This is a genomic window from Brevundimonas sp. SL161, assembly GCF_049896985.1.
GTDB lineage: Bacteria > Pseudomonadota > Alphaproteobacteria > Caulobacterales > Caulobacteraceae > Brevundimonas.
This window is the reverse complement of record NZ_JAFCVJ010000013.1, coordinates 60,114-78,936: the sequence shown is the minus strand read 5'-3', so window position 1 is coordinate 78,936 and position 18,823 is coordinate 60,114. Positions and strand designations below refer to the sequence as shown.

Annotated in this window: 21 protein-coding genes; 11 read left to right on the top strand and 10 right to left on the bottom strand. The window is 66.5% G+C overall.

The genetic code is table 11. The features are described 5' to 3' along the window. Positions 1-110: 110 nt before the first annotated feature. Both ACP7AU_RS10865 and ACP7AU_RS10860 read right to left on the bottom strand, forming a co-directional pair. Entirely contained in the window at positions 111-2,177 is a 2,067-nt protein-coding gene (locus tag ACP7AU_RS10865; RefSeq protein WP_426036113.1) for a TonB-dependent receptor plug domain-containing protein, read from the bottom strand. A 121-nt stretch (positions 2,178-2,298) separates the two neighbouring features. After that, a complete protein-coding gene (locus ACP7AU_RS10860) occupies positions 2,299-2,838 on the bottom strand; it encodes a hypothetical protein (protein ID WP_426051414.1) in 540 nt (179 codons plus the stop codon). Between the two features lie 134 nt (positions 2,839-2,972). Between ACP7AU_RS10860 and ACP7AU_RS10855 the strand changes: the two genes are divergently transcribed. Continuing rightward, on the top strand, positions 2,973-3,923 hold the full coding sequence (locus ACP7AU_RS10855) for a TraB/GumN family protein (RefSeq protein WP_426036117.1): 951 nt from the start codon (positions 2,973-2,975) through the stop codon (positions 3,921-3,923). A 147-nt stretch (positions 3,924-4,070) separates the two neighbouring features. Here the strand turns inward: ACP7AU_RS10855 and ACP7AU_RS10850 are convergent, their stop codons facing one another. The 8 genes from ACP7AU_RS10850 to ACP7AU_RS10815 all read right to left on the bottom strand — a co-directional run bounded on the left by ACP7AU_RS10850 (position 4,071) and on the right by ACP7AU_RS10815 (position 9,861). Next, positions 4,071-4,754, bottom strand: coding sequence for a hypothetical protein (locus tag ACP7AU_RS10850; RefSeq protein WP_426051413.1), 684 nt, complete (start codon positions 4,752-4,754; stop codon positions 4,071-4,073). Positions 4,755-4,818: 64 nt separating this feature from the next. Then, positions 4,819-5,061, bottom strand: coding sequence for a hypothetical protein (locus tag ACP7AU_RS10845; RefSeq protein WP_426051412.1), 243 nt, complete (start codon positions 5,059-5,061; stop codon positions 4,819-4,821). An 85-nt stretch (positions 5,062-5,146) separates the two neighbouring features. Beyond that, positions 5,147-5,815 carry a hypothetical protein gene (locus ACP7AU_RS10840; RefSeq protein ID WP_426036123.1) on the bottom strand — a complete coding sequence of 223 codons (669 nt, stop codon included), beginning with the start codon at positions 5,813-5,815 and terminating at the stop codon, positions 5,147-5,149. Between the two features lie 154 nt (positions 5,816-5,969). Beyond that, the gene (locus tag ACP7AU_RS10835) at positions 5,970-6,320 is read right to left on the bottom strand and encodes a helix-turn-helix domain-containing protein (protein ID WP_426051411.1); all 351 of its coding nucleotides are present in this window, start codon (positions 6,318-6,320) and stop codon (positions 5,970-5,972) included. Between the two features lie 116 nt (positions 6,321-6,436). Further along, positions 6,437-7,867, bottom strand: a complete 1,431-nt coding sequence (gene tldD, locus ACP7AU_RS10830; protein WP_426051410.1) for a metalloprotease TldD — start codon at positions 7,865-7,867, stop codon at positions 6,437-6,439. Between the two features lie 175 nt (positions 7,868-8,042). Then, on the bottom strand, positions 8,043-8,918 hold the full coding sequence (locus ACP7AU_RS10825) for a GIN domain-containing protein (protein ID WP_426051409.1): 876 nt from the start codon (positions 8,916-8,918) through the stop codon (positions 8,043-8,045). Further along, positions 8,915-9,505: a DUF1700 domain-containing protein gene (locus ACP7AU_RS10820; protein ID WP_426036131.1), complete on the bottom strand. Its 591-nt coding sequence runs from the start codon at positions 9,503-9,505 to the stop codon at positions 8,915-8,917. The genes ACP7AU_RS10825 and ACP7AU_RS10820 overlap by 4 nt, the downstream gene beginning before the upstream one ends. Beyond that, positions 9,502-9,861, bottom strand: a complete 360-nt coding sequence (locus ACP7AU_RS10815; RefSeq protein ID WP_425991817.1) for a PadR family transcriptional regulator — start codon at positions 9,859-9,861, stop codon at positions 9,502-9,504. Before ACP7AU_RS10815 ends, ACP7AU_RS10820 begins: the two co-directional genes overlap by 4 nt. Positions 9,862-10,127: 266 nt before the next feature. Here ACP7AU_RS10815 and coxB point away from each other — a divergent pair, with 266 nt between their 5' ends. From coxB to ACP7AU_RS10765, 10 genes are all read left to right on the top strand, one after another. After that, positions 10,128-11,132 carry a cytochrome c oxidase subunit II gene (gene coxB, locus ACP7AU_RS10810; RefSeq protein WP_426036133.1) on the top strand — a complete coding sequence of 335 codons (1,005 nt, stop codon included), beginning with the start codon at positions 10,128-10,130 and terminating at the stop codon, positions 11,130-11,132. A 19-nt stretch (positions 11,133-11,151) separates the two neighbouring features. Continuing rightward, entirely contained in the window at positions 11,152-12,831 is a 1,680-nt protein-coding gene (gene ctaD, locus ACP7AU_RS10805) for a cytochrome c oxidase subunit I (protein ID WP_426051408.1), read from the top strand. A 64-nt stretch (positions 12,832-12,895) separates the two neighbouring features. Beyond that, the gene (cyoE, locus tag ACP7AU_RS10800) at positions 12,896-13,870 is read left to right on the top strand and encodes a heme o synthase (RefSeq protein WP_426051407.1); all 975 of its coding nucleotides are present in this window, start codon (positions 12,896-12,898) and stop codon (positions 13,868-13,870) included. A 4-nt stretch (positions 13,871-13,874) separates the two neighbouring features. Further along, entirely contained in the window at positions 13,875-14,081 is a 207-nt protein-coding gene (locus ACP7AU_RS10795; protein WP_426036139.1) for a hypothetical protein, read from the top strand. Continuing rightward, positions 14,081-14,659, top strand: coding sequence for a cytochrome c oxidase assembly protein (locus ACP7AU_RS10790; RefSeq protein ID WP_426036141.1), 579 nt, complete (start codon positions 14,081-14,083; stop codon positions 14,657-14,659). The genes ACP7AU_RS10795 and ACP7AU_RS10790 overlap by 1 nt, the downstream gene beginning before the upstream one ends. Positions 14,660-14,718: 59 nt before the next feature. Next, positions 14,719-15,591, top strand: a complete 873-nt coding sequence (locus ACP7AU_RS10785; RefSeq protein WP_426036143.1) for a cytochrome c oxidase subunit 3 — start codon at positions 14,719-14,721, stop codon at positions 15,589-15,591. A gap of 116 nt (positions 15,592-15,707) precedes the next feature. Then, positions 15,708-15,995 carry a DUF983 domain-containing protein gene (locus ACP7AU_RS10780; RefSeq protein ID WP_426051406.1) on the top strand — a complete coding sequence of 96 codons (288 nt, stop codon included), beginning with the start codon at positions 15,708-15,710 and terminating at the stop codon, positions 15,993-15,995. 211 nt (positions 15,996-16,206) lie between these two features. Continuing rightward, positions 16,207-16,818: an SURF1 family protein gene (locus ACP7AU_RS10775; RefSeq protein ID WP_426051427.1), complete on the top strand. Its 612-nt coding sequence runs from the start codon at positions 16,207-16,209 to the stop codon at positions 16,816-16,818. Between the two features lie 50 nt (positions 16,819-16,868). Next, positions 16,869-18,080 (top strand): M16 family metallopeptidase, encoded by a 1,212-nt coding sequence (locus ACP7AU_RS10770; protein ID WP_426036149.1) that lies wholly within the window; start codon positions 16,869-16,871, stop codon positions 18,078-18,080. Positions 18,081-18,228: 148 nt separating this feature from the next. Continuing rightward, positions 18,229-18,816, top strand: coding sequence for a GNAT family N-acetyltransferase (locus ACP7AU_RS10765; RefSeq protein WP_426036151.1), 588 nt, complete (start codon positions 18,229-18,231; stop codon positions 18,814-18,816). Positions 18,817-18,823: the final 7 nt, after the last annotated feature.

Here is an 18,823-nt window from a genome sequence, read left to right as displayed (position 1 = left end):
AATCGTCTCCCTCGGAAGACCCTTACGGCCAGCTTCGTTCAGCGCCAGTTACAAGCGGTTCAGATGGAAAAGATTGCCGAAACAGTCGCGGCGATGCTGTGGCGGAGCGCTCAGAAAGTCTTGCGCACGCGGATCTGCCAGAAGGTTCTGGGGTCGATCGGGCGCACTTCGGTGAAGGCTATGGGCCGCGCGGGAGTCCGGTCCGCATACTGGATACGTTCGAGCTGGAAGTCGTTCCAAACATTGACCTTGACCATGACCGAGAGGGTCGGGGTCGGCTTGTATTCGACGAAGCCCTCGAAATAGTCGCTGCCGGTGAAGCCCGAGGTCTGGTCGGGGTCGTATGAAAACTGGCGCAAACCTTCGAGATAGGTGGCCGACCAGTTGACCTTCCAGCTGGTGATGTCCTGGGAGATGGTGAAGCCGGGCTGCGAGGCGCGCACGCCGGAGATCTGGCGCTCTCGGCCTGTCGTGGGATCTGTGACGGCCGTGTTGTTCCAGGTGTTGCGGAATGCGAACTGTCCGCCCGAGAAGCCGGTCCAGTCGAGCGGCACGACGACATTGACCGCCAGCTGGTCCAGTGTGCCGTCACCGATATTGCCGGTCGCCGACAGGTTGCCGGGCAGGGGCAGGCGGTCGATCACGTCGATGATCTCGTCGTGGCGATAGCCGACCGACACGATGCCGTCGCCGAGGAAGCGGCGTTCGTAGACCAGTTCGGAGATCCAGCGCTGTTCCGGCTCCAGATCGACGTTGCCGCCGAAGACCTGGTCGTCGCCGAGGTCGGCGGATGCGGCGAAGTCTCCGAAGTCGAGCTGGCCGAGCTCACGCTCGAAGCGGAAGCGAAGCTGGTTCTGGGGCATGGGCGTCCAGGTCACCTGAACGCGTGGCTTGGCGAAGAAGAAGCTCTTCTCCTGATCGGCATCGCCCGACTGGGTGATGGTCGAGGCTTCCAGCCGCAGACCGCCCTCGATGGTCAGGTTCGGCCGGACGCGCCAGGTCGTCTTGGCGAACAGCTCGCCCCGGGTCTCCTCGACCTTGATCTGGTCGGACGGAAGCGGAACAGCGACGCCGCCCTGGAGGAAGGCCTGATCGACCTCCAGCATGTTGTAAGCCACCTCGCCGCCGCCCTCGATGGTCATCGACGACGACCGTTCCCAGCGCAGCAGCGAGCGCAGGATGGTCTCCGAGGAGCTGCCTTCGGATTCGAACCGTTGCTCCGGGCTGACGACGGCGCCGACGCGGTTGTTGGAAAGCGACGCGTTTTCGAAATCCCCCCATTCGCGGATGAAACGCGTTTCCGAAACCAGGCCCTGACGCATCGGACGGGTGAAGACGGCGCCGACCTCGCCGCTCGTGCCTTCCTCGTCGAAGCGGTTCTCGCGCAGGGTGCCGGGCGCGTCCTGGCGGCTCCACTGGCTGTAGTCGTTCTGGCCGACCCGGCCCGTCAGGTCGATCTTGCCGCCCAGGAAGGCGTTGGCATAGTTGCCGCGAATGCTCTGTCCGCCGCCCTGCTGGTCGTTGAAATAGCCCTCGTCGCGCAAGACCGTGCCGTCGGGGCGGGTGCGGATGACGCGGCCGACGCCGTTGGAGTCGCTGACACTGACGCCGTCCGACAGGGTGAAGCCCATGACCCGTTGGCCGTCACGGGCGGTGAACTGATAGCTGCCGTTGGCGGCGTCCTGGCCCCCCTCGAACAGGAAGGCCGTACCGGTCAGGATATGTTCGCGGCTGGACTGGGTCCTGGTGATCACGTTCACGACGACCGAATAGCCCTGCATGTCGATGCCGGGCGCGCCGCCGCGAATCAGCTCGATACGCTCGACCTGGGCGACCAGGGTGCGGCCGAGGACGTTGGAGCCGGCGTCGTTCTTGGACGCGGGGCGGGCTCCGTTGATCAGGATATTGCCGACGGCGCCTTCGAAGCCGCGCGAGCCGTCGCCATCCTGGACCGAGAAGCCGGGGATGCGGTTGACCATGTCGAGCGCCGTGTTCGGGCGCTGGCCGGCGAAGAAGTCGGGGGTGAAGACCAGCACGCCCTGCTGGCTGGGGTCCGCAGCGGGAGCCGGAGTGGCCGAAGCCGTGGAAGGGGGCGCACTTTGAGGCGCGGTCTGCGCCAGGGCGCCGCCGGCGCTGAACATGATGGCCGTCGTGGCCAGAAGAATGGTCTTGGTCATCGCCTGGGGTTCCCCTCGTTGCTGGTGAGAGGTGTGACGACCGGCCGCATTCATCTCCAGTTACAAGCTGGACAGGTGGATTAAATCTCTGACAGCATTACAGGGCCGCAATCTTCGTGGCTTATTCTGGCGAATACTGAACCGGTCCAGTGTCGTCATTGGCGGCCGGCGATGCAGGACTTTGCGTAGCGGCGATTTCCAGCCGGTTCCAGCGTAGCGCGCGCTCCCCGGCGTAGTCCGGGCGGGGAGTGTCGAAGCCGAAGGCGCGGGATCCGTCGGCCAGGGGATCGGCGGGCGGGGTGGCGACCTCGATGCCCTCCCTGTCGATGACCGGTGTCGGCATGGGCATGCGAGGGGTGGCGTCGCCCAGGGACTCATCGCCGATCCAGGCGGGCGGCGGCAGGGTATCGTCGAGTGGCCGTTCGACGATCCGTTCCAGGGCGGCGCGGTCGAAGCCGTCATTGAGGGCGCCGACCTCCATGGTCTCGCCGGGCAGGACCTCGTGTTCGACAGGGGGGACCACGGCGATGGCCAGGCCCCGGCCGAGCGCCCGACCCGTTTCCGATCCGCCCAGCATGAAGGCGCCGGTTCCGATGACGCCGACCATGGCGACGGCGGCGAGGCCGAGGCGAACCTCGGTGCGGGACAGGGGATGGGCCATGGCGGTCGGGACCTGACGGACGGATGCGGCGTTAGCGGAACACGGCGGCGGCGGCGCGGTTCCGCCACCAAGGCCACGCTTGAGCCACAACCGATCCCGATATTCCAGTTCGGACATACGGAGAAAATTCGGACATGCGGAAATGGCTCACAGGGCTGGCGCTGCTTGCGACCCTCGCGGGGGCCGCGCCTGCGTTTGCCCAGGATCCCGTCTCCCGGGACGAAGACCGGGTCGAGGATGTCGTGGTCATCGCGCGCCGGGCCGGCGCGCCGATGTGGACGGTGAAACGGGGCGACAGCACCGTGATCCTGGTCGGATCAATCCGCGGCCTGCCGCGCGACTTCCAGTGGCGGCCCGAGGCGCTGGAAGAGGCGACCGGACGGGCTGACCGAATCCTCTACCCACCCTATGCCCGTGTCTCCGCCGGTGACCTCATGCGTCTGCTCTGGCGAAGCCGCACGATCACGCGATTGCCGGACGACACGACATCGGCGGACCATCTGCCGGTCGGTCTTCAGGCGCGTCTCGAGGCCGTCATGGTCGGGGAAAGGAACGAGGACTGGCGCCGCCGGAGCTTCCTGATCACCAGCGACGACCTGTTGAAGCGGGCGGGGCTGGTGCGGGGCGGCCGCGACGCCGACGATGTCGTCCGGGGCGCGGCCCGACGCGCCGATGTTGAGGGCGAGGCGGTCGGCTTCGTGCGGGGCGACGAAATCATCGACAATCTGATCACCCAGTCGCCGTCCGCCTATGAGCCCTGCATGGCCGCCAGCATTGCGGCGGCCGAGGCGGGCGGTGGCCTGTTCGCGGAGCGGGCCGACGACTGGCGCAGCCTGCGCGTGGCCGAGGTGATCGCCAACCCTCTGGATGTGGCGTTGGGCCAGTGCTGGCCCTGGGGCGATCCGACGATCGGGCCGCAACTGCGAGGGCAATGGCTGACGGCCCTGTCGACGGCGCTGGACGCGCCGGGCGTGACCCTGGCCGTCGCCCCGCTGCGCCTGCTCGCAGAGCCCGGCGGGGTGCTGGACGGGCTGGAGGCGGATGGCCTGGACGTGCGGGGGCCGGACTGGACGGCGGAACCCTGACCGGACTCCAAAACACAGTCCGAAACGTCCGAAGCGACCGAACATTCGAGGGGATGGCGATGTCAAAGACCGTAACCGGTCACTCCTAGCAGGTCGCGGCGTCAGATCCGGTCGTGGGCCCTTGGACCATCGTCCGTCCAGTCGACGTTATCGTGCGATCAGCAACGGCCCCAGAGCCGATCCGGCCGGGACCGGCCTGGCCCAGACGGAGCCGTCGGATCGCCAGCCGGTGTCGATGTCGAAGGCGACTTCCCGTGTGGCGGCGGCGACGAAATCGATCAGCAGGCCAGGTCCGAAGGCGGTCTCCACGATCGAGCCGGGCGGCGTCGAATCGGTAGCGAAGAGCGCCAGGATCCGGTCGGTCGGGGCGAGCATCCCCATGGCGTGACCGTGCAGAGGGAAGACGCAGAAGGGAGCCATCTGGTCCGAGATCGTCCGGCACAGCCCCCAGCTCCAGGACTGATCGTCCCTGTTGATCAGGGCGGCGGTGTCAGGCAGGCCCGAGACGGTGGCCGTCAACTGCCGGCCGTCGTTCAGCAGGGCCGTCTGGCCCAGCGCGGTATCGACCTGCGCGCCGACCACGACGACGGCGTTCGGCTCGATCTCGGTAGACGACAGATAGATGTTCAGCGTGTCTTCGAAGGTGAGCGTCGTCGTCTGCAACAGGTGCGTTCGCCTCAGCCAGACCAGCGGCGCGCCGCCCGCCGTCCCCGGGGCGCCAGACGCGAAGGGGCCGTGTCGGACGGCGGCGAACAGATAGAGGGCCATGTCCTCCCGGTTCAGCGACTGGACCGTGTGCGGGGACAGGGTGATCGTCAGATGGCGGGTCACAGCGCTCTCCGGAAGGACATGGAAGCGAGAGCGTCGGGGCGGATCAGGCCCGCCCCGACCGACCTCAGTAGACGCAGGACGGGCCGGAGGTTGAGTTGTTGAAGATCGTCAGGGTGTTTCCGTTCACCGGCAGGACGAAGCTGTGAACCTGATTGCCGGCAAACGGGACGACCACCGGCCCCTGGGCGGCCAGGGTGTAGGTGACGTTGCCTGTCGCAGGATTGGTCGTGGTCGCCGTGATGTTACCGGGGATGATGCCGCCGGCGAAGGCGTGCTGATGTCCCTTGAGGATGATGGTTTGGAGCATGGTCGTGATCCTTGATGAGAGGGAGAGAAAAAGGACGCGGACGTCCGATGGGGTCGGCCGCCCGCGCCAGGTTGGGCAGCAGGGGTCAGGAGTCCTCGATCAAGAGGGGCACCAAGCTCTCGTTCGCCTTGACCGGCACGCCCCAGGTGCCGCCGTCCCAGGCCCAGCCCTTGTTGATGTCGAAGGAAACGGCGCGGGTGTTGTCGGCGGTCAGGTCGATCAGCAGGCCCGACGCATAGGCCTTGTAGATCACCGTGCCGGTGTTGACGGTGTTGGAGGCGAACGTCAGCAGGACCTTCTCGATCGGCACCACGACATCCAGCATGTTGCCGTGCAGGGGGATGGCGCACATCGGATTGGCGGACCCGTTGTTCATCTGGGAGATGCCGGCCGTCAGGGCCATGCTGGACTGATTGAAGATGGAAATCGCCAGCGGCGTGCCTTCGCTGACCGGAGTCAGGTTCTGGTCCTCATCGACATTGGCGGTCTGGCCCAGATTGATGTCGACATTGGCGCTGGCGTCGATGACGCCGTTCGAGATGATCTGATCCGTCGAGATGTAGGCCTGATACTGCTCGGTCCATTTGACCCTGGTGGTGTTCAGAAAATTCAGATCGGTGAACCAGACCAGCGGCGCGGCGCCGACCACGGTGCTCTTGACGGCCTTGAAACCGTACAGGGCGTAGCCGCCATCTTTCAGCTCTTTGACGGTCTCGGGGGACAGGGAGATATCGATTTCGTAGGGCGTGGACATGGAGGATCTCGTGGCGAAAGGTCGCCCCGGCAGGGCCGGGCGTGGATGGCGAAATGCAATCCATGCGATAATACTCGCCGCTATTTACTACCTTAGGTAGGGTTGTTCCTTGTGTCCCACACACGAAAGCGGGCGACCTCTTGCGCGCGGCGCGTCAGGGGTGGTCCAGGACGGGTTTGAGAATTTTGACGAGGCCGACCAGCGCGTCGATCGCTTCAGAGGCCCGATCTTCGGACAGATCCGCCAGAAGTTCCCGGGTCAGCCGATCGAGCTTCGCCTCCTCGTTCCGGTGGGCATGGACATGGCCGCGCCCGGTCAGGAGCCAGTCCAGGGAGACATCCAGTGCGCGACAAAGTTTGACGGCGTTGTCCAGCGAGATCGACGGACCCCGGCGCCAGCGGCTAATGGCGCTCTCATCGACGCCCAGCTCGACGGCCAGCGCGTATGACTTGTGAATCCTTTGCGCTTTCAGCGCCTGATCCAGTCGTTCCTTCCAGTCCTGCATTGTTCAAGCCCCGCATCGCGCCGCGTCCCGAGGCATTCGGGCCGACCTGCAGGATCATAGAACATTTAGTGAACATCGGGGAACCGCAGGGCGAAGACGGGTGTGTTCGGGACGTCTCAGACCGCCGTGCCACCGACGGTCAGGCCGCCGATCTTGAGCGAGGGCTGGCCGATGCCGACCGGCACCCCCTGGCCTGCCTTGCCGCAGACGCCGACGCCGGGGTCGAAGGCGAAGTCGTCGCCGATCATCGAGACATTGGTCAGGGCTGTTGCGCCGTCGCCGATCAGGGTCGCGCCGCGCACGGGGGCGGTGATCTTCCCGTCTTCGATCAGATAGGCCTCGGTGCACTGGAAGACGAACTTGCCGTTGGTGATGTCGACCTGGCCGCCGCCGAAGTTGGCGGCATAGAGGCCGCGTTTGGTCGAGGCGATCATGTCGGCCTGCTTATCCTTGCCGCCCTCCATGAAGGTGTTGGTCATGCGCGGCATGGGCTGGTGGGCAAACGATTGGCGCCGGCCGTTGCCGGTGGCGCGCTGGCCCAGCTGACGCGCCGACAGACGGTCGTTCATCAGCCCGACCATGATGCCGTCCTCGATCAGCACAGTGCGCGAGGTCGGGGTGCCTTCGTCATCGACGCTGAGTGATCCTCGACGGCCCGCGATGGAGCCGTCATCGACGATGCTGACGCCGGGGGCGGCGACGCGCTGGCCCATCATGCCGGAGAAGACCGACGAGCCCTTGCGGTGGAAATCACCCTCGAAGCCGTGGCCGATCGCCTCGTGCAGCAGGACGCCGGGCCAGCCGGCGGCGAGAACGACATCCATCTCTCCGGCCGGGCAGTCGACGGCCTCGAGATTGACCAGGGCGCCGCGCAGGGCCTCATCCACCTGGGCCTGCCAGCGGTCGGGCGTGATCCAGTTTTCGAAGCCGGCGCGGCCGCCCGCGCCGTTGGACATGGTCTCGCGCCGGCCGTCCTTCTCCACCGTGATGGAGACGTTCAGCCGCACGAGCGGGCGCACGTCGCGCACGGTCAGGGCGTCGGCCCGCAGGATCTCGATGGCGCGACGCTCGCCGACGATCGAGGCCGAGACCTGGACGACGCGCGGGTCGCGAGCGCGGGCCCAGGCGTCGATCTCCTGCAGCAGGGCGATCTTGGCGGAGAAGGCGGGCGAGGCGAGGGGATCGACCGCGTCGTAGAGCTTCTGGTTGGTGGCGCGGGGCCCCTCGGCGGAGACGCCGGCATGGCCGGACTTGGCCAGCGCCGCCGAATCAGCGGCGCGTCGGAGGGCGGCCGAGCTGATCTCGTTGGCGTGGGCGTAGCCGGCGGTCTCACCAGCGACGACGCGCAGGCCGAAGCCCTCGGTGGCGTTATAGGCGGCGGCCTTCAGGCGGCCGTCGTCGAAGACGAGCGATTCGGACTCGGAGCGTTCGAGGAACAGTTCGCCGTCGTCGGCGCCGTGCAGCGCCCCCCGGAGGATCGACAGGGCTTCGTCAGGATCGACGCCCGAAGTTTCGAGCAGAGGCGGCGGGGGGATGTGGACGGTCATCTCATATAGGTAGGCGCTGGGGCGTCGGACGCCAATCCTCCCCCGTCGGGGGAGCCATCGACCACGAGGTGATGGAGGGGGCCGGCTTCAGACACCGGGTCTGTGGCGGGCCCCCTCCGTTACGGCGCTGAAGAAGCGCCGCGCCACCTCCCCCGACGGGGGAGGATTTTGGCGATCAAGGCGCGGGAACCGTGGTGCTGGTGCTGACCGAGACGCCGGGGCCTTGGGCGATCTGACGTCTGGTCGCGACGGTGGTCTCTTCCGAAACGCTGGCGTAGTCCACCTCGCCGGAGCCCGAGACCTGCTGGTTGACCGTCGCGGGCCGGGTATTCAGTTGCACGTCGCCGGAACCGGCGATGGAGATGTCGGCCCGGCCGGTCGGGGCGACGACGGCGTCCCCCGATCCGGCGATGGCGACATTGGCGTCGATGGCTGCGAGCGCTCCGAGATCGGCGTCGCCGGAGCCGGAGATGTCGACTTCCAGGGCCCGGGTGCGGCCCATCGCCGTAACCTCTCCCGAACCGGAGATGTCGATCGCCAGCGTATCCTGGTCGTAGTCGCGGAGCATCAGGTTGGCCGAACCCTCCAGGTTGAACGTGTTGATGTTCGGCGCGGTGACGACAATCTTCACCGCTTCCGACTGAACCCAGATACCCCGACCATGTTCGCGGCGGCCGAAGACGACCGTCTCGTGGTTGGGGCCGTCACGATCCGCCCAGCTCAGGCGGCCATCGACCAGCCGGACCCGCTCGACCAGCTGGGCGGGGCCGGTGATGGTGACCCCCGGCGTGGCGCCCTGGACGTAGTCGACGTCGGCGGACAGGTCGACGATCAGGGTCTGGCCGCCGGTCCATTCCAGGGTCCGGGTCACATCCGGACCGCGCGTGCCGTCGTCGCGTTCGAAGGAAACGGTGTCGCCATCCTTGTCGTGGAAGGTCCACTCCCAGCCGTGGCGAGCCATGTCGCGGCCCCCGAGTGCAAAGGCGCCGCCGAGGGAAGCCGTGGCCAGGACGAGACCGGCGGCGGCGATGATGAGAAGGGTACGGATCATGCGGGGTCTCCCGTGACAGCGTTGGCTTGGGGCTCAAGCGCAGGCTTGAGCAGGCGGTAGTGCAGGCGGGCGAACCAGACGATGCCGTTGACCAGCCAGATGGTGAGGATGGCCAGCAAGGCCCCGGACGAGGCGGCCCCGGCCATCAGGCCCAGACCCGCCAGCAGTGCTGCGGCGACGCCACCCGGGAACCCGGCGAACGGTCCCGCAACCATGATGGCGCCACCTGAAACGAACAGCGCGATCACAGCGATGAACATGCCGAACAGAGTGCCGATCACGCCCATCAGGATGGGCAGCAGGATCAGGATGTCGATGGCGCCCAGGCCGAGCACCGCGAAGACGGCGGCGGCGGCGGCGGAGGGGTTCTTCTCCTGATGCCAGCGCTGGGCGCCGGCCTCGGCGCGGAGTTCACGAGCGAGGCGGGCCGGATCACCGAGCGCGGTCGCCACCTCGGCCTCCGAGCGGCCGGCGGCTATGCCGTCGACGAAATGCGTCTCGTAGTCCGCGACGATCTCGGCGGCCACGGACATCGGCAGGCCGACGAGGCCCTGCCTCAGGCGACTGAGGAATTCGGTTTGTGTCATGCTGCTTCTCCCGGAGCAGGAGCCACGGGTGCTTCGTCGTTGGCGACGATCGCATCCACGGCGCGAGTGAAATGGGTCCATTCGGCGGACTGGGCGACCAGCGCGTCGCGCCCGGCCGGGCTGAGCCGATAGTATTTGCGTGACGGCCCCGACGATGATTCGACCAGATAGGTCTCCACCAGCCCGTCGGTCTGCATGCGGCGCATGAGCGGGTAGATGGTGCCTTCGCCCATGTCGATCGCATCCGACAGGCGGCTGGCGATCTCGTAGGCATAGCTGTCGGCGCGGGCAAGGAGGGCCAGGACACAAAGTCCGAGCACTCCCTTTTTTAACTGGATCTCTATGGTTTCGGGCATGTCCGAACACCTCCTTTGATTTCCACAGGCTATCGCAAGGTATCTTGCGGCGCAAGGTAGCTGTTCAAACATGGCAGCGATTTAAGAATCCTGCTCCGCAGCGCCGCCGCGACGAAATCGCGCCTGCGACGCCCAATCGCTTGGCAACCGCGAACCGGGGCGATATGGACCGGCCCTTAAACGCCGCGTCTCCAGAGAGCCCGGCCAAGTATATGCGAGTGGATCGCAAATACTTGATGCAGATGACTTTGATGAGGATTTCTCGCATGGGACTGGGCACTCGAGCCCTGAGCAAGGCCGGTGGCATTCTGGCCTCCGCATCGCTCGCCGTCTTCTTCGCCACCCCGACGTGGGCGCAGGACCTGATGGGCCAGCCGACGCCGGGCGGCATCGGCCTGCAGCCGGCCGCGTCGCCGCTGAAGCATCAGGCGCATATCTTCCACGACGCCATCCTGATGCCGATCATCACCGCGATCTGCGTGCTGGTGCTGGGCCTGATCATCTGGATCGCCATCCGCTACAACGAGAAGGCCAATCCGGTTCCGGCGAAGTGGAGCCACAACACCCTGATCGAGATCATCTGGACGGTCCTGCCCGTCATGATCCTGGTCGGCATCTCGCTGTTCTCGTTCCGCCTGTTGTTCGCCTATCACGACATGCCGACGCCGGACCTGACGGTGAAAGCCACGGGCAACCAGTGGAACTGGGCCTATGAGTACCCGGACCAAGGCATCGCCGAATACATCTCGGCCATGCTTCCGGAAGACGAGGCCCGCGCCCAGAACGTCCCGTACCGCCTGGCCGCCAGCGAGCCGATCGTGGTGCCGGTCGGCAAGACCGTGCGCGTGCTGGTGACAGCCGCCGACGTGATCCACGCCTTCGCCCTGCCGGCCTTCGGCCTGAAGACCGACGCCGTCCCCGGCCGGGTCAACGAGACCTGGTTTCGCGCCGAGCGTACGGGCGTCTTCTACGGCCAGTGCTCGGAACTTTGCGGCGTTGACCACGCCTTCATGCCGATCCAGATCAATGTCGTGACGGAGGCCGAGTTCGCGGCATGGGTCGCCTCCAAGGGCGGCTCGATGACCCCGGCCACGGCCGCTGAAGCGCCGGGCGGCACCGCTGCCCAGGTCGCGATCGGCACGACCGACGCGGCCGCTCCCGTCGCCGGCGCGATCCCGACCGCCCAGACTGCAACCACGCCGACGGCTCCCGCCGCCGGAACCGCTTCCGCTGCGACGGCCCCCGCCGCCGCGGCCCCGGCCGCCCAGTAACCGCGAGCCAGAGACCGAAATGGCCACCGACATCACCGCTGACACGCATTCCAATCCGGGCCACGATGCCCATGCGGAGCATGACCACAAGCCGGGCTTCTTCACCCGCTGGTTCCTGTCCACCAATCACAAGGACATCGGCACCCTCTACCTGCTGTTCGCCATCATGGCGGGCCTGGTCGGCGGCATCCTGTCCGGCCTGATTCGGCTGGAACTGGCCGCACCTGGCATCCAGTATTTCGTCGAAGGCGGCCTGATCGAGCAGCTGGGCATCGTTGAAGCCTCCAAGCATGGCTACAACGTCACCGTGACGGCCCACGCCCTGATCATGATCTTCTTCATGGTCATGCCCGCCATGATCGGCGGCTTCGGCAACTGGTTCGTTCCGATCATGATCGGCGCGCCGGACATGGCCTTCCCGCGCATGAACAACATCTCCTTCTGGCTGCTGGTTGCGGCCTGGGTGCTGCTGTGCCTGTCGATGTTCGTCGACGGCGGCCCGGGCAAGGGCTTCGGCGGCGGCTGGACCATCTATCCGCCGCTCTCGACCGTCGGCCACACCGGCCCGGCCATGGATCTGGCGATCTTCTCCCTGCACGTCGCGGGCGCCTCGTCGATCCTCGGCGCGATCAACTTCATCACGACCATCTTCAACATGCGCGCGCCGGGCATGACCCTGCACCGGATGCCCCTGTTCGCCTGGTCGGTGCTGGTCACCGCCTTCCTGCTGCTGCTGTCGCTGCCCGTGCTGGCCGGCGCCATCACCATGCTGCTGACAGACCGGAACTTCGGCACCCACTTCTTCGATCCGGCGGGCGGCGGCGATCCAGTGATGTTCCAGCACCTGTTCTGGTTCTTCGGTCACCCCGAGGTCTACATCCTGATCCTGCCAGGCTTCGGCATCATCTCGCACATCGTCTCGACCTTCTCGAAGAAGCCCGTGTTCGGCTACCTCGCCATGGCCTACGCCATGGTCGCCATCGGCTTCGTCGGATTCATCGTGTGGGCCCACCACATGTACACGGTCGGCATGAGCGTGAACCTGCGCGCCTATTTCATCGCCGCGACCATGATCATCGCGGTGCCGACGGGGGTGAAGATCTTCAGCTGGATTGCCACGATGTGGGGCGGTTCGGTCAGCTTCAAGACCCCCATGCTGTGGGCCATCGGATTCATCTTCCTGTTCACCGTCGGCGGCGTGACCGGCGTGGTCCTGTCCAATGCGGGCATCGATTACAGCCTGCATGACACCTATTACGTGGTGGCCCACTTCCACTATGTGCTGTCGCTGGGCGCCGTGTTCGCGATCTTCGCGGGCTTCTACTACTGGTTCGAGAAGATGTTCGGCGTGAAATACAACGAATATCTGGGTGCGACGCACTTCTGGATCATGTTCATCGGCGTGAACATCGTCTTCTTCCCGCAACACTTCCTGGGTCTTCAGGGCATGCCGCGCCGCTACGTCGACTATCCGGAAGCCTTTACCCTCTGGAACCAGGTCTCCTCGGTCGGCTATGCGATCACGGTTGTCGGCGTGCTGGTCTTCCTGATCATGCTGGTCGAGGCCGCCGTTCGTCGTCGTCCGGGTGTCGCCAACCCCTGGGGTGAAGGCGCCACGACCCTGGAGTGGACCCTGTCCTCGCCGCCGCCGCACCACCAGTTCAACGAACTGCCGGTGGTGAAGGGCGACAGCCACTAACCCCTCCCGTCCGTGTTAGGATGAGGGCCGCCTTCCGACCCCGGGAGGCGGCCCCTCTCATTTGATGACTCAAGCCCCAGCCCCCATCCAGGTCCACGTCCCGTCGACAACCCAGCCGGAAGACTTCTTCCAGCTGCTGAAGCCGCGCGTGATGTCGCTGGTGGTGTTCACCGCCGCAACCGGCCTGGTCGTCGCGCCGGGTTCGATCAACCCGCTGGTCGCCGCCATCGCCATCCTGTGCATCGCCATCGGCGCGGGCGCGGCGGGCGCGCTGAACATGGCTATCGAGGGCGAGACCGACGCCTTGATGCGTCGCACGCGAGGGCGTCCCGTCGCTGCGGGGAGACTGAAGCGCAACGACGCCGTCGCCTTCGGCATCGTCCTTTCGGTCTTTTCGGTCATGCTCCTGGACATGAACACCAACTGGTTCGCGGCCGGTCTGCTGGCCATGACCATCGTTTATTACGCCGTATTCTACACGATGATGTTGAAGCGCCGGACGCCGCAGAACATCGTCATCGGAGGGGCGGCGGGCGCCTTCCCGCCCGTGATCGGCTGGGCCGCCGCGACCGGATCGGCGCCGTGGCAGGCGTGGCTGCTGTTCCTGATCATCTTCCTGTGGACCCCGCCGCACAGTTGGGCCCTCGCCCTCTATTCGGCCGGCGACTACGCCAAGGCGGGCATCCCGATGATGCCGGTAGCGCGGGGCGCCAAATCGACCCGGCTGCAGATCCTGATCTACAGCATGATCTTCGTGCCGGTCGCGATCGCGCCGGGCTTCGTCGGCATGGGCGGGATGATCTACAAGGTCGTCTCGATCGTCGGCGGCCTGGCCTTCCTCGCCCTGGCCGCCCGCCTGTGGCGCTCCCGGGCCGGGGACGCGCCAGACAAGGCCGAGGCCGTGGGGCGAGAGGCCGCATTGTATGATGTCCGCGCCGAGGCCAAACCGGCACGGAACCTGTTCGCCTTCTCGATCCTGTATCTGATGGCGCTGTTCGCGGCCCTTCTGGTCGAGAGCTTCGTCGTTCCCGGAACCTGAGCCCATGCCCGTCTATCTGACGTCTGAACAACTCGCGGCCCGCAACAAGCGCAGTCTGTGGATCGCTGTGGGGCTGGTCGCCTTCATCGTGCTGATCTTCACCACGACCTTCATGCGGATGCAGGCGAACATGACGGCCCGTACGGCCCAGGACCGCGCATTGGCGTCCGCGCCTGCACAGGCTGCGTCGATGGCGGAGGCCTCCAACTGATGGCCGCGCCCCGATCCGCAAAACTGATCGCCCTGCTGTGCGCCGGGGTGGTCGTGACCATGACCGGCGCCGCTTTCGCGGCGGTGCCGCTGTACCGCATGTTCTGCCAGGTCACCGGCTTCAACGGCACGACGATGAAGGCGGACAAGGCTCCGACGGAGACGCTGGACCGGGAAGTCACCATCCGCTTCGACACCAATGTCCGGGGCCTACCCATGGTCTTCAAGGCTGAACAGGTCACTCAGCGGGTGAAGATCGGTGAGACCGGCATCGCGTATTTCGACGTCACCAACACTTCGGACAAGCCGATCCTGGCCCGGGCCAGCTACAATGTCGTGCCTGAGCAGACCGGAGCCTATTTCCAGAAGCTGCAATGCTTCTGCTTCGACGATCAGACGATCGCGGCGGGCGAGACCCGCAAGTTCCCGATGCAGTATTTCATCGCGCCAGAGATGGTCGATGACCGCGAGGTTGCGGGCGTCAACGAGATCACCCTGAGCTACACCTTCTATCCCGTGCAGGACGATCAGGGGGCTCCTAATCAGAACGCCTCCCGCGGGGGCACTGGCGCGGGCTGAACGCCGACGCTATAGCCCGTTCGAACTTCTCCTCTCTCGCCGATTCAGAGACACGACGCATGGCCAACGCCGCTCCACACCACGACTATCACCTGGTCGATCCCAGCCCCTATCCGCTGGTCGCCTCGATCTCGACGACCGTCATGATGGTCGGCGCCGTGGCCTGGATGAAGGGCCTCTTCGGCCTGCCGGAAGGCACGTCGTGGCTGTTCTTCGCCGGTCTGGCCGGCGTGCTCTACTCGGCCTTTGGCTGGTGGTCGGACGTGATCAAGGAAAGCCGCCGCGGCGATCACACCCCGGTCGTCTCGATCGGCCTGCGCTACGGCATGGTGCTGTTCATCGCGTCGGAGATCATGTTCTTCGCCGCCTTCTTCTGGATGTTCTTCGAGATGGCGGTCTTCAACGAAGCCCGCGCCCACATCCCGGAAATCTCCAACTGGGCCGATACCGCTGCCGCCTGGTCGACCTGGCCGCCAAAGGGCGTCGAGGTTCTGGATCCGTGGCAGCTGCCGCTGTTGAATACCGTCATCCTGCTGCTGTCCGGCACGACCGTCACCTGGGCGCACCACGCCCTCCAGGTCGGAGACCGCAACGGCGCCAAGATGGGCCTGATCATCACCGTGGTCCTGGGCGCGCTGTTCACCGCGGTTCAGGTCTACGAATACCAGCACATCATCCACGAGAACCTGTTCTTCAACGCGGAAGCCGCCAACTCGGGCCTGTACGGTTCGATCTTCTTTATGGCCACGGGCTTCCACGGCTTCCACGTCCTGCTCGGCACCATCTTCCTGGCCGTCTGCCTGCTGCGCCTGCTGGCCGGCCAGATGACGCCTCAGAAGCATTTCGGCTTCGAGGCCGCCGCCTGGTACTGGCATTTCGTGGACGTGGTCTGGCTGTTCCTGTTCGCCTTCGTCTATGTGACGTTCGGCTAGGGACGGCGTTGGACAGCGGTCCACTCCAACCTGACACTCCTGCGCCGGCGCGGATCGACCCGATCCGCGCCGGTTTGCTTTGCCGCTGCCCGAACTGCTGCAAGGGGCCGTTGTTCTTGGGCTTCCTGAAGGTAGTCGAGCGCTGCGCGGTCTGCGGCTTCGACTTCACCCGGCTGAACACCGGCGACGGGGCCGCCATTTTTATCATGCAGATCGCCGGCGGCCTGGTGGTGTTGGCGGCGCTGTTCGTCCAGATCGCCTATGATCCGCCGATCTGGGCCATGCTGGTCGTCGCCCTGCCACTGGTCGTGGGGCTGTCGCTGGGACTGATGCGGCCGGGCAAGGGGGTGATGATCGCCCTGCAGATGCGCCACCGGGCGGGACAGACGCGCAACAATGACTGAGCAAGATCCACAATCCTCCCCCATGGGGGGAGGAGGCCAACCCCGGACGCCGAACGTGGAGCGGCCGCCCTCCGTCCCTCCGCTTCGCTCCGAGCCGCCTCCCCCGACGGCGGAGGATCTGGTTCGTGCGCGGTTCCCCGTCCTGCTGACCGCGTTCATCGCTGCGTGCGTGCTCGTACTGTGCGGGCTCGGGACCTGGCAGGTGCAGCGGATGCATTGGAAGGAACAGCTGATCGCGCAGGCCGAGGCGGCGGCCCGACTGCCGCCCGCGCCATTGCCCGAGGTTCTGACCGCCGCCGATCCGGAGTTCCGCAAGGCTTTGGTCGTGTGTCGCGGCCTGCCGACCGCGGCCTATGTTGAGTTGCAGTCGATCCACGACGGCCAGCCCGGCAGCCGGCTGATCTCGGCCTGCGTGCCCGAGGGGATGACCCAGACCTTCCTCGTCGATCGGGGCTTCGTGGCCGACAGCATCTCGGCGCGGCCAAGTGTGCTGGCCTCGACCTTGCCTCTGGCCATGGCGGTGGAGCTGCGACGCTCGCCTCCGCCCGGAGCGATGACGCCGGCGCCGTCGCAGGGGCGGTTCTACGGCCGCGACAACGTCGCCATCGCCACGCAGCTCAGGGCCGCCGCGCCGTCCGAGTTCACCCTGTTCGCCCTGGCATCGCCCAATCCGGAGATCGGGGCGTTGGTCGCTTCGGCCCCCCCCGCGGCCTTCTCGAACAGCCACCTGGGATACGCCCTGACCTGGTACGGGCTGGCGCTGGCCCTCATGGGTTTCTATGTGGTCGTGCTCGTCCGACGCTACCGAAAGCCCATCCCCTGACCGCTTCTATTCATACCTTGTCCAACGGCGTCCGCGTCGTTTGTGATCCCATGCCCGGCCTGCGCACCCTGGCCCTGACCGTTGCGGTCAAGGGCGGGGCACGGTGGGAGAGCGAGAGCCGCTCCGGTTGGTCGCACCTGCTCGAACACCTCGTATTCAAGGGCGCCGGCGACATGGGCGCGCGCGACATCGTCGAACGGATCGAAGCCGAGGGCGGCTCGATCAACGCCGCCACCGGCTATGAGCGGACCAGTTTCGAGATCCGGGCGCTCGACGGATCGCTGGGGCTGGCGATGCAGGTGCTGTCGGACCTGGTATTCCGCCCCACGCTCGACGCCGCCGAGATCGAGCGCGAGAAGGACGTCGTCGCGCAAGAGATCGCCGAGGCCTTCGACACGCCCGACGACCATGTCTTCGAAATGGCCCAGACCAAGGCCTTCTCGGGCCAGCCGCTGGGCCGCCCGATTCTCGGCTCGATCGCCAGCCTGAAGCCGGTCGATCGCACGACCATCAGCGACTGGCGCGCGCGGCTCTATTCGCCCGACCGGATGGTGGTGGCGGTGTCCGGCGCGGTGGACGAGGTCGAGCTGCTGGCCCTGGCCGAGCGCTGGTTCGCCAACGCTGTGGCCCAGCCCGCAGATGCGCCGGAACCCGCGACCTTCGTCGGCGGCACGGCGGCCCTGTCGCGCAAGATCGAACAGGCCAATCTGGTGTTCCAGCTTCCGTCGCTGGCGACGGGCGATACGGGCATTCCGGCGCTGCGGCTGTTCACAGAGATCCTCGGCGGGGGGATGGCGTCCCGCCTGTTCCAGAGCGCGCGCGAGGAGCGGGGACTGGCGTACGCCATCGACGCCTATCAGGAACCCTATGAGGACGGCGGGGTGCTGGGGATCTATGCGGGCGCGGCGGCGGACCGGGCGGTGGAGCTGGCGCAGGTCTGCGCCGACGAGATCCGCGACCTGACGCTGAAGGGGCCGACCGACGCCGAACTGTCGCGCGCCAAGGCGGTGCTGAAGGGCGGGCTATGGATGTCGGACGAGAGCCCGGCCAGCCGCGCGGGGCGCAACGCCGCCCAGACCCTGATGTTCGGCGCGCCGGTGCCGTCGGACGACACGGCCGCCCGGATGGAGGCGGCGACGGTCGCGGACTTGAAGGCCGTCGGCGAGCGGATACTCGCCTCGGGCAAGGCCTCGACGGCGGTGCTGGGGCCCAAGCTGGCGGTGCCGGCGGGGCGGGCGTTTGTTGAGAGAGTTTCCCACTAACTCCGCTCATCCCCGCGAAAGCGGGGACCCAGCTCTTTGGGCGAACTGACCCCACCGGACATAACCGACCCTCACTCCAACGCACCGCACCTCACGAAAGCACTGGGTCCCCGCTTTCGCGGGGATGAGCGGAAGGTTAGGGTGGCCCATGGCCCTGCTGGACTGGATGACGGATGCGACCGGTCCCGTGGTCGAGGGCGCGGGCGTGCTGCTGCGGCCGCCGCGCACGGGCGATTATTCGGCCTGGGCCGACCTCCGGGAGCATTCGCGGGACTACCTGCAACCGTGGGAGCCGTCCTGGCCCGACGACGACCTGACCCGGGCTGCCTATCGGCGCAGACTGGGCGTCTATGCGCGCGAGATGGAGCTGGGCCACGCCTGGCCGTTCTTCGTCTTCGATCTGTCCGGGCGGACCCTGATGGGGGCCATCACACTGTCGAACGTGCGGCGCGGCGTCGCAGAGACCGGCACCCTCGGCTATTGGGTCGGGGAACCGTTCGCCGGGCTTGGCGTGGCGACCGCCGCCGTGCGAGCCATGACAGGGTTCGCGTTCCGCTCGGTGCGCCTGCATCGGCTGGAGGCGTCCTGCCTGCCGGCCAACATGGCGTCACGCCGGGTTCTGGAAAAAGCCGGGTTCCTGAAGGAGGGCGAGGCGCGGGCTTATCTTAAAATTAACGGCGCATGGGCAGATCATATCCTGTTCGGCCTCGTAGCGGACGACGTCGCTGTGTCCTGAAGGAATG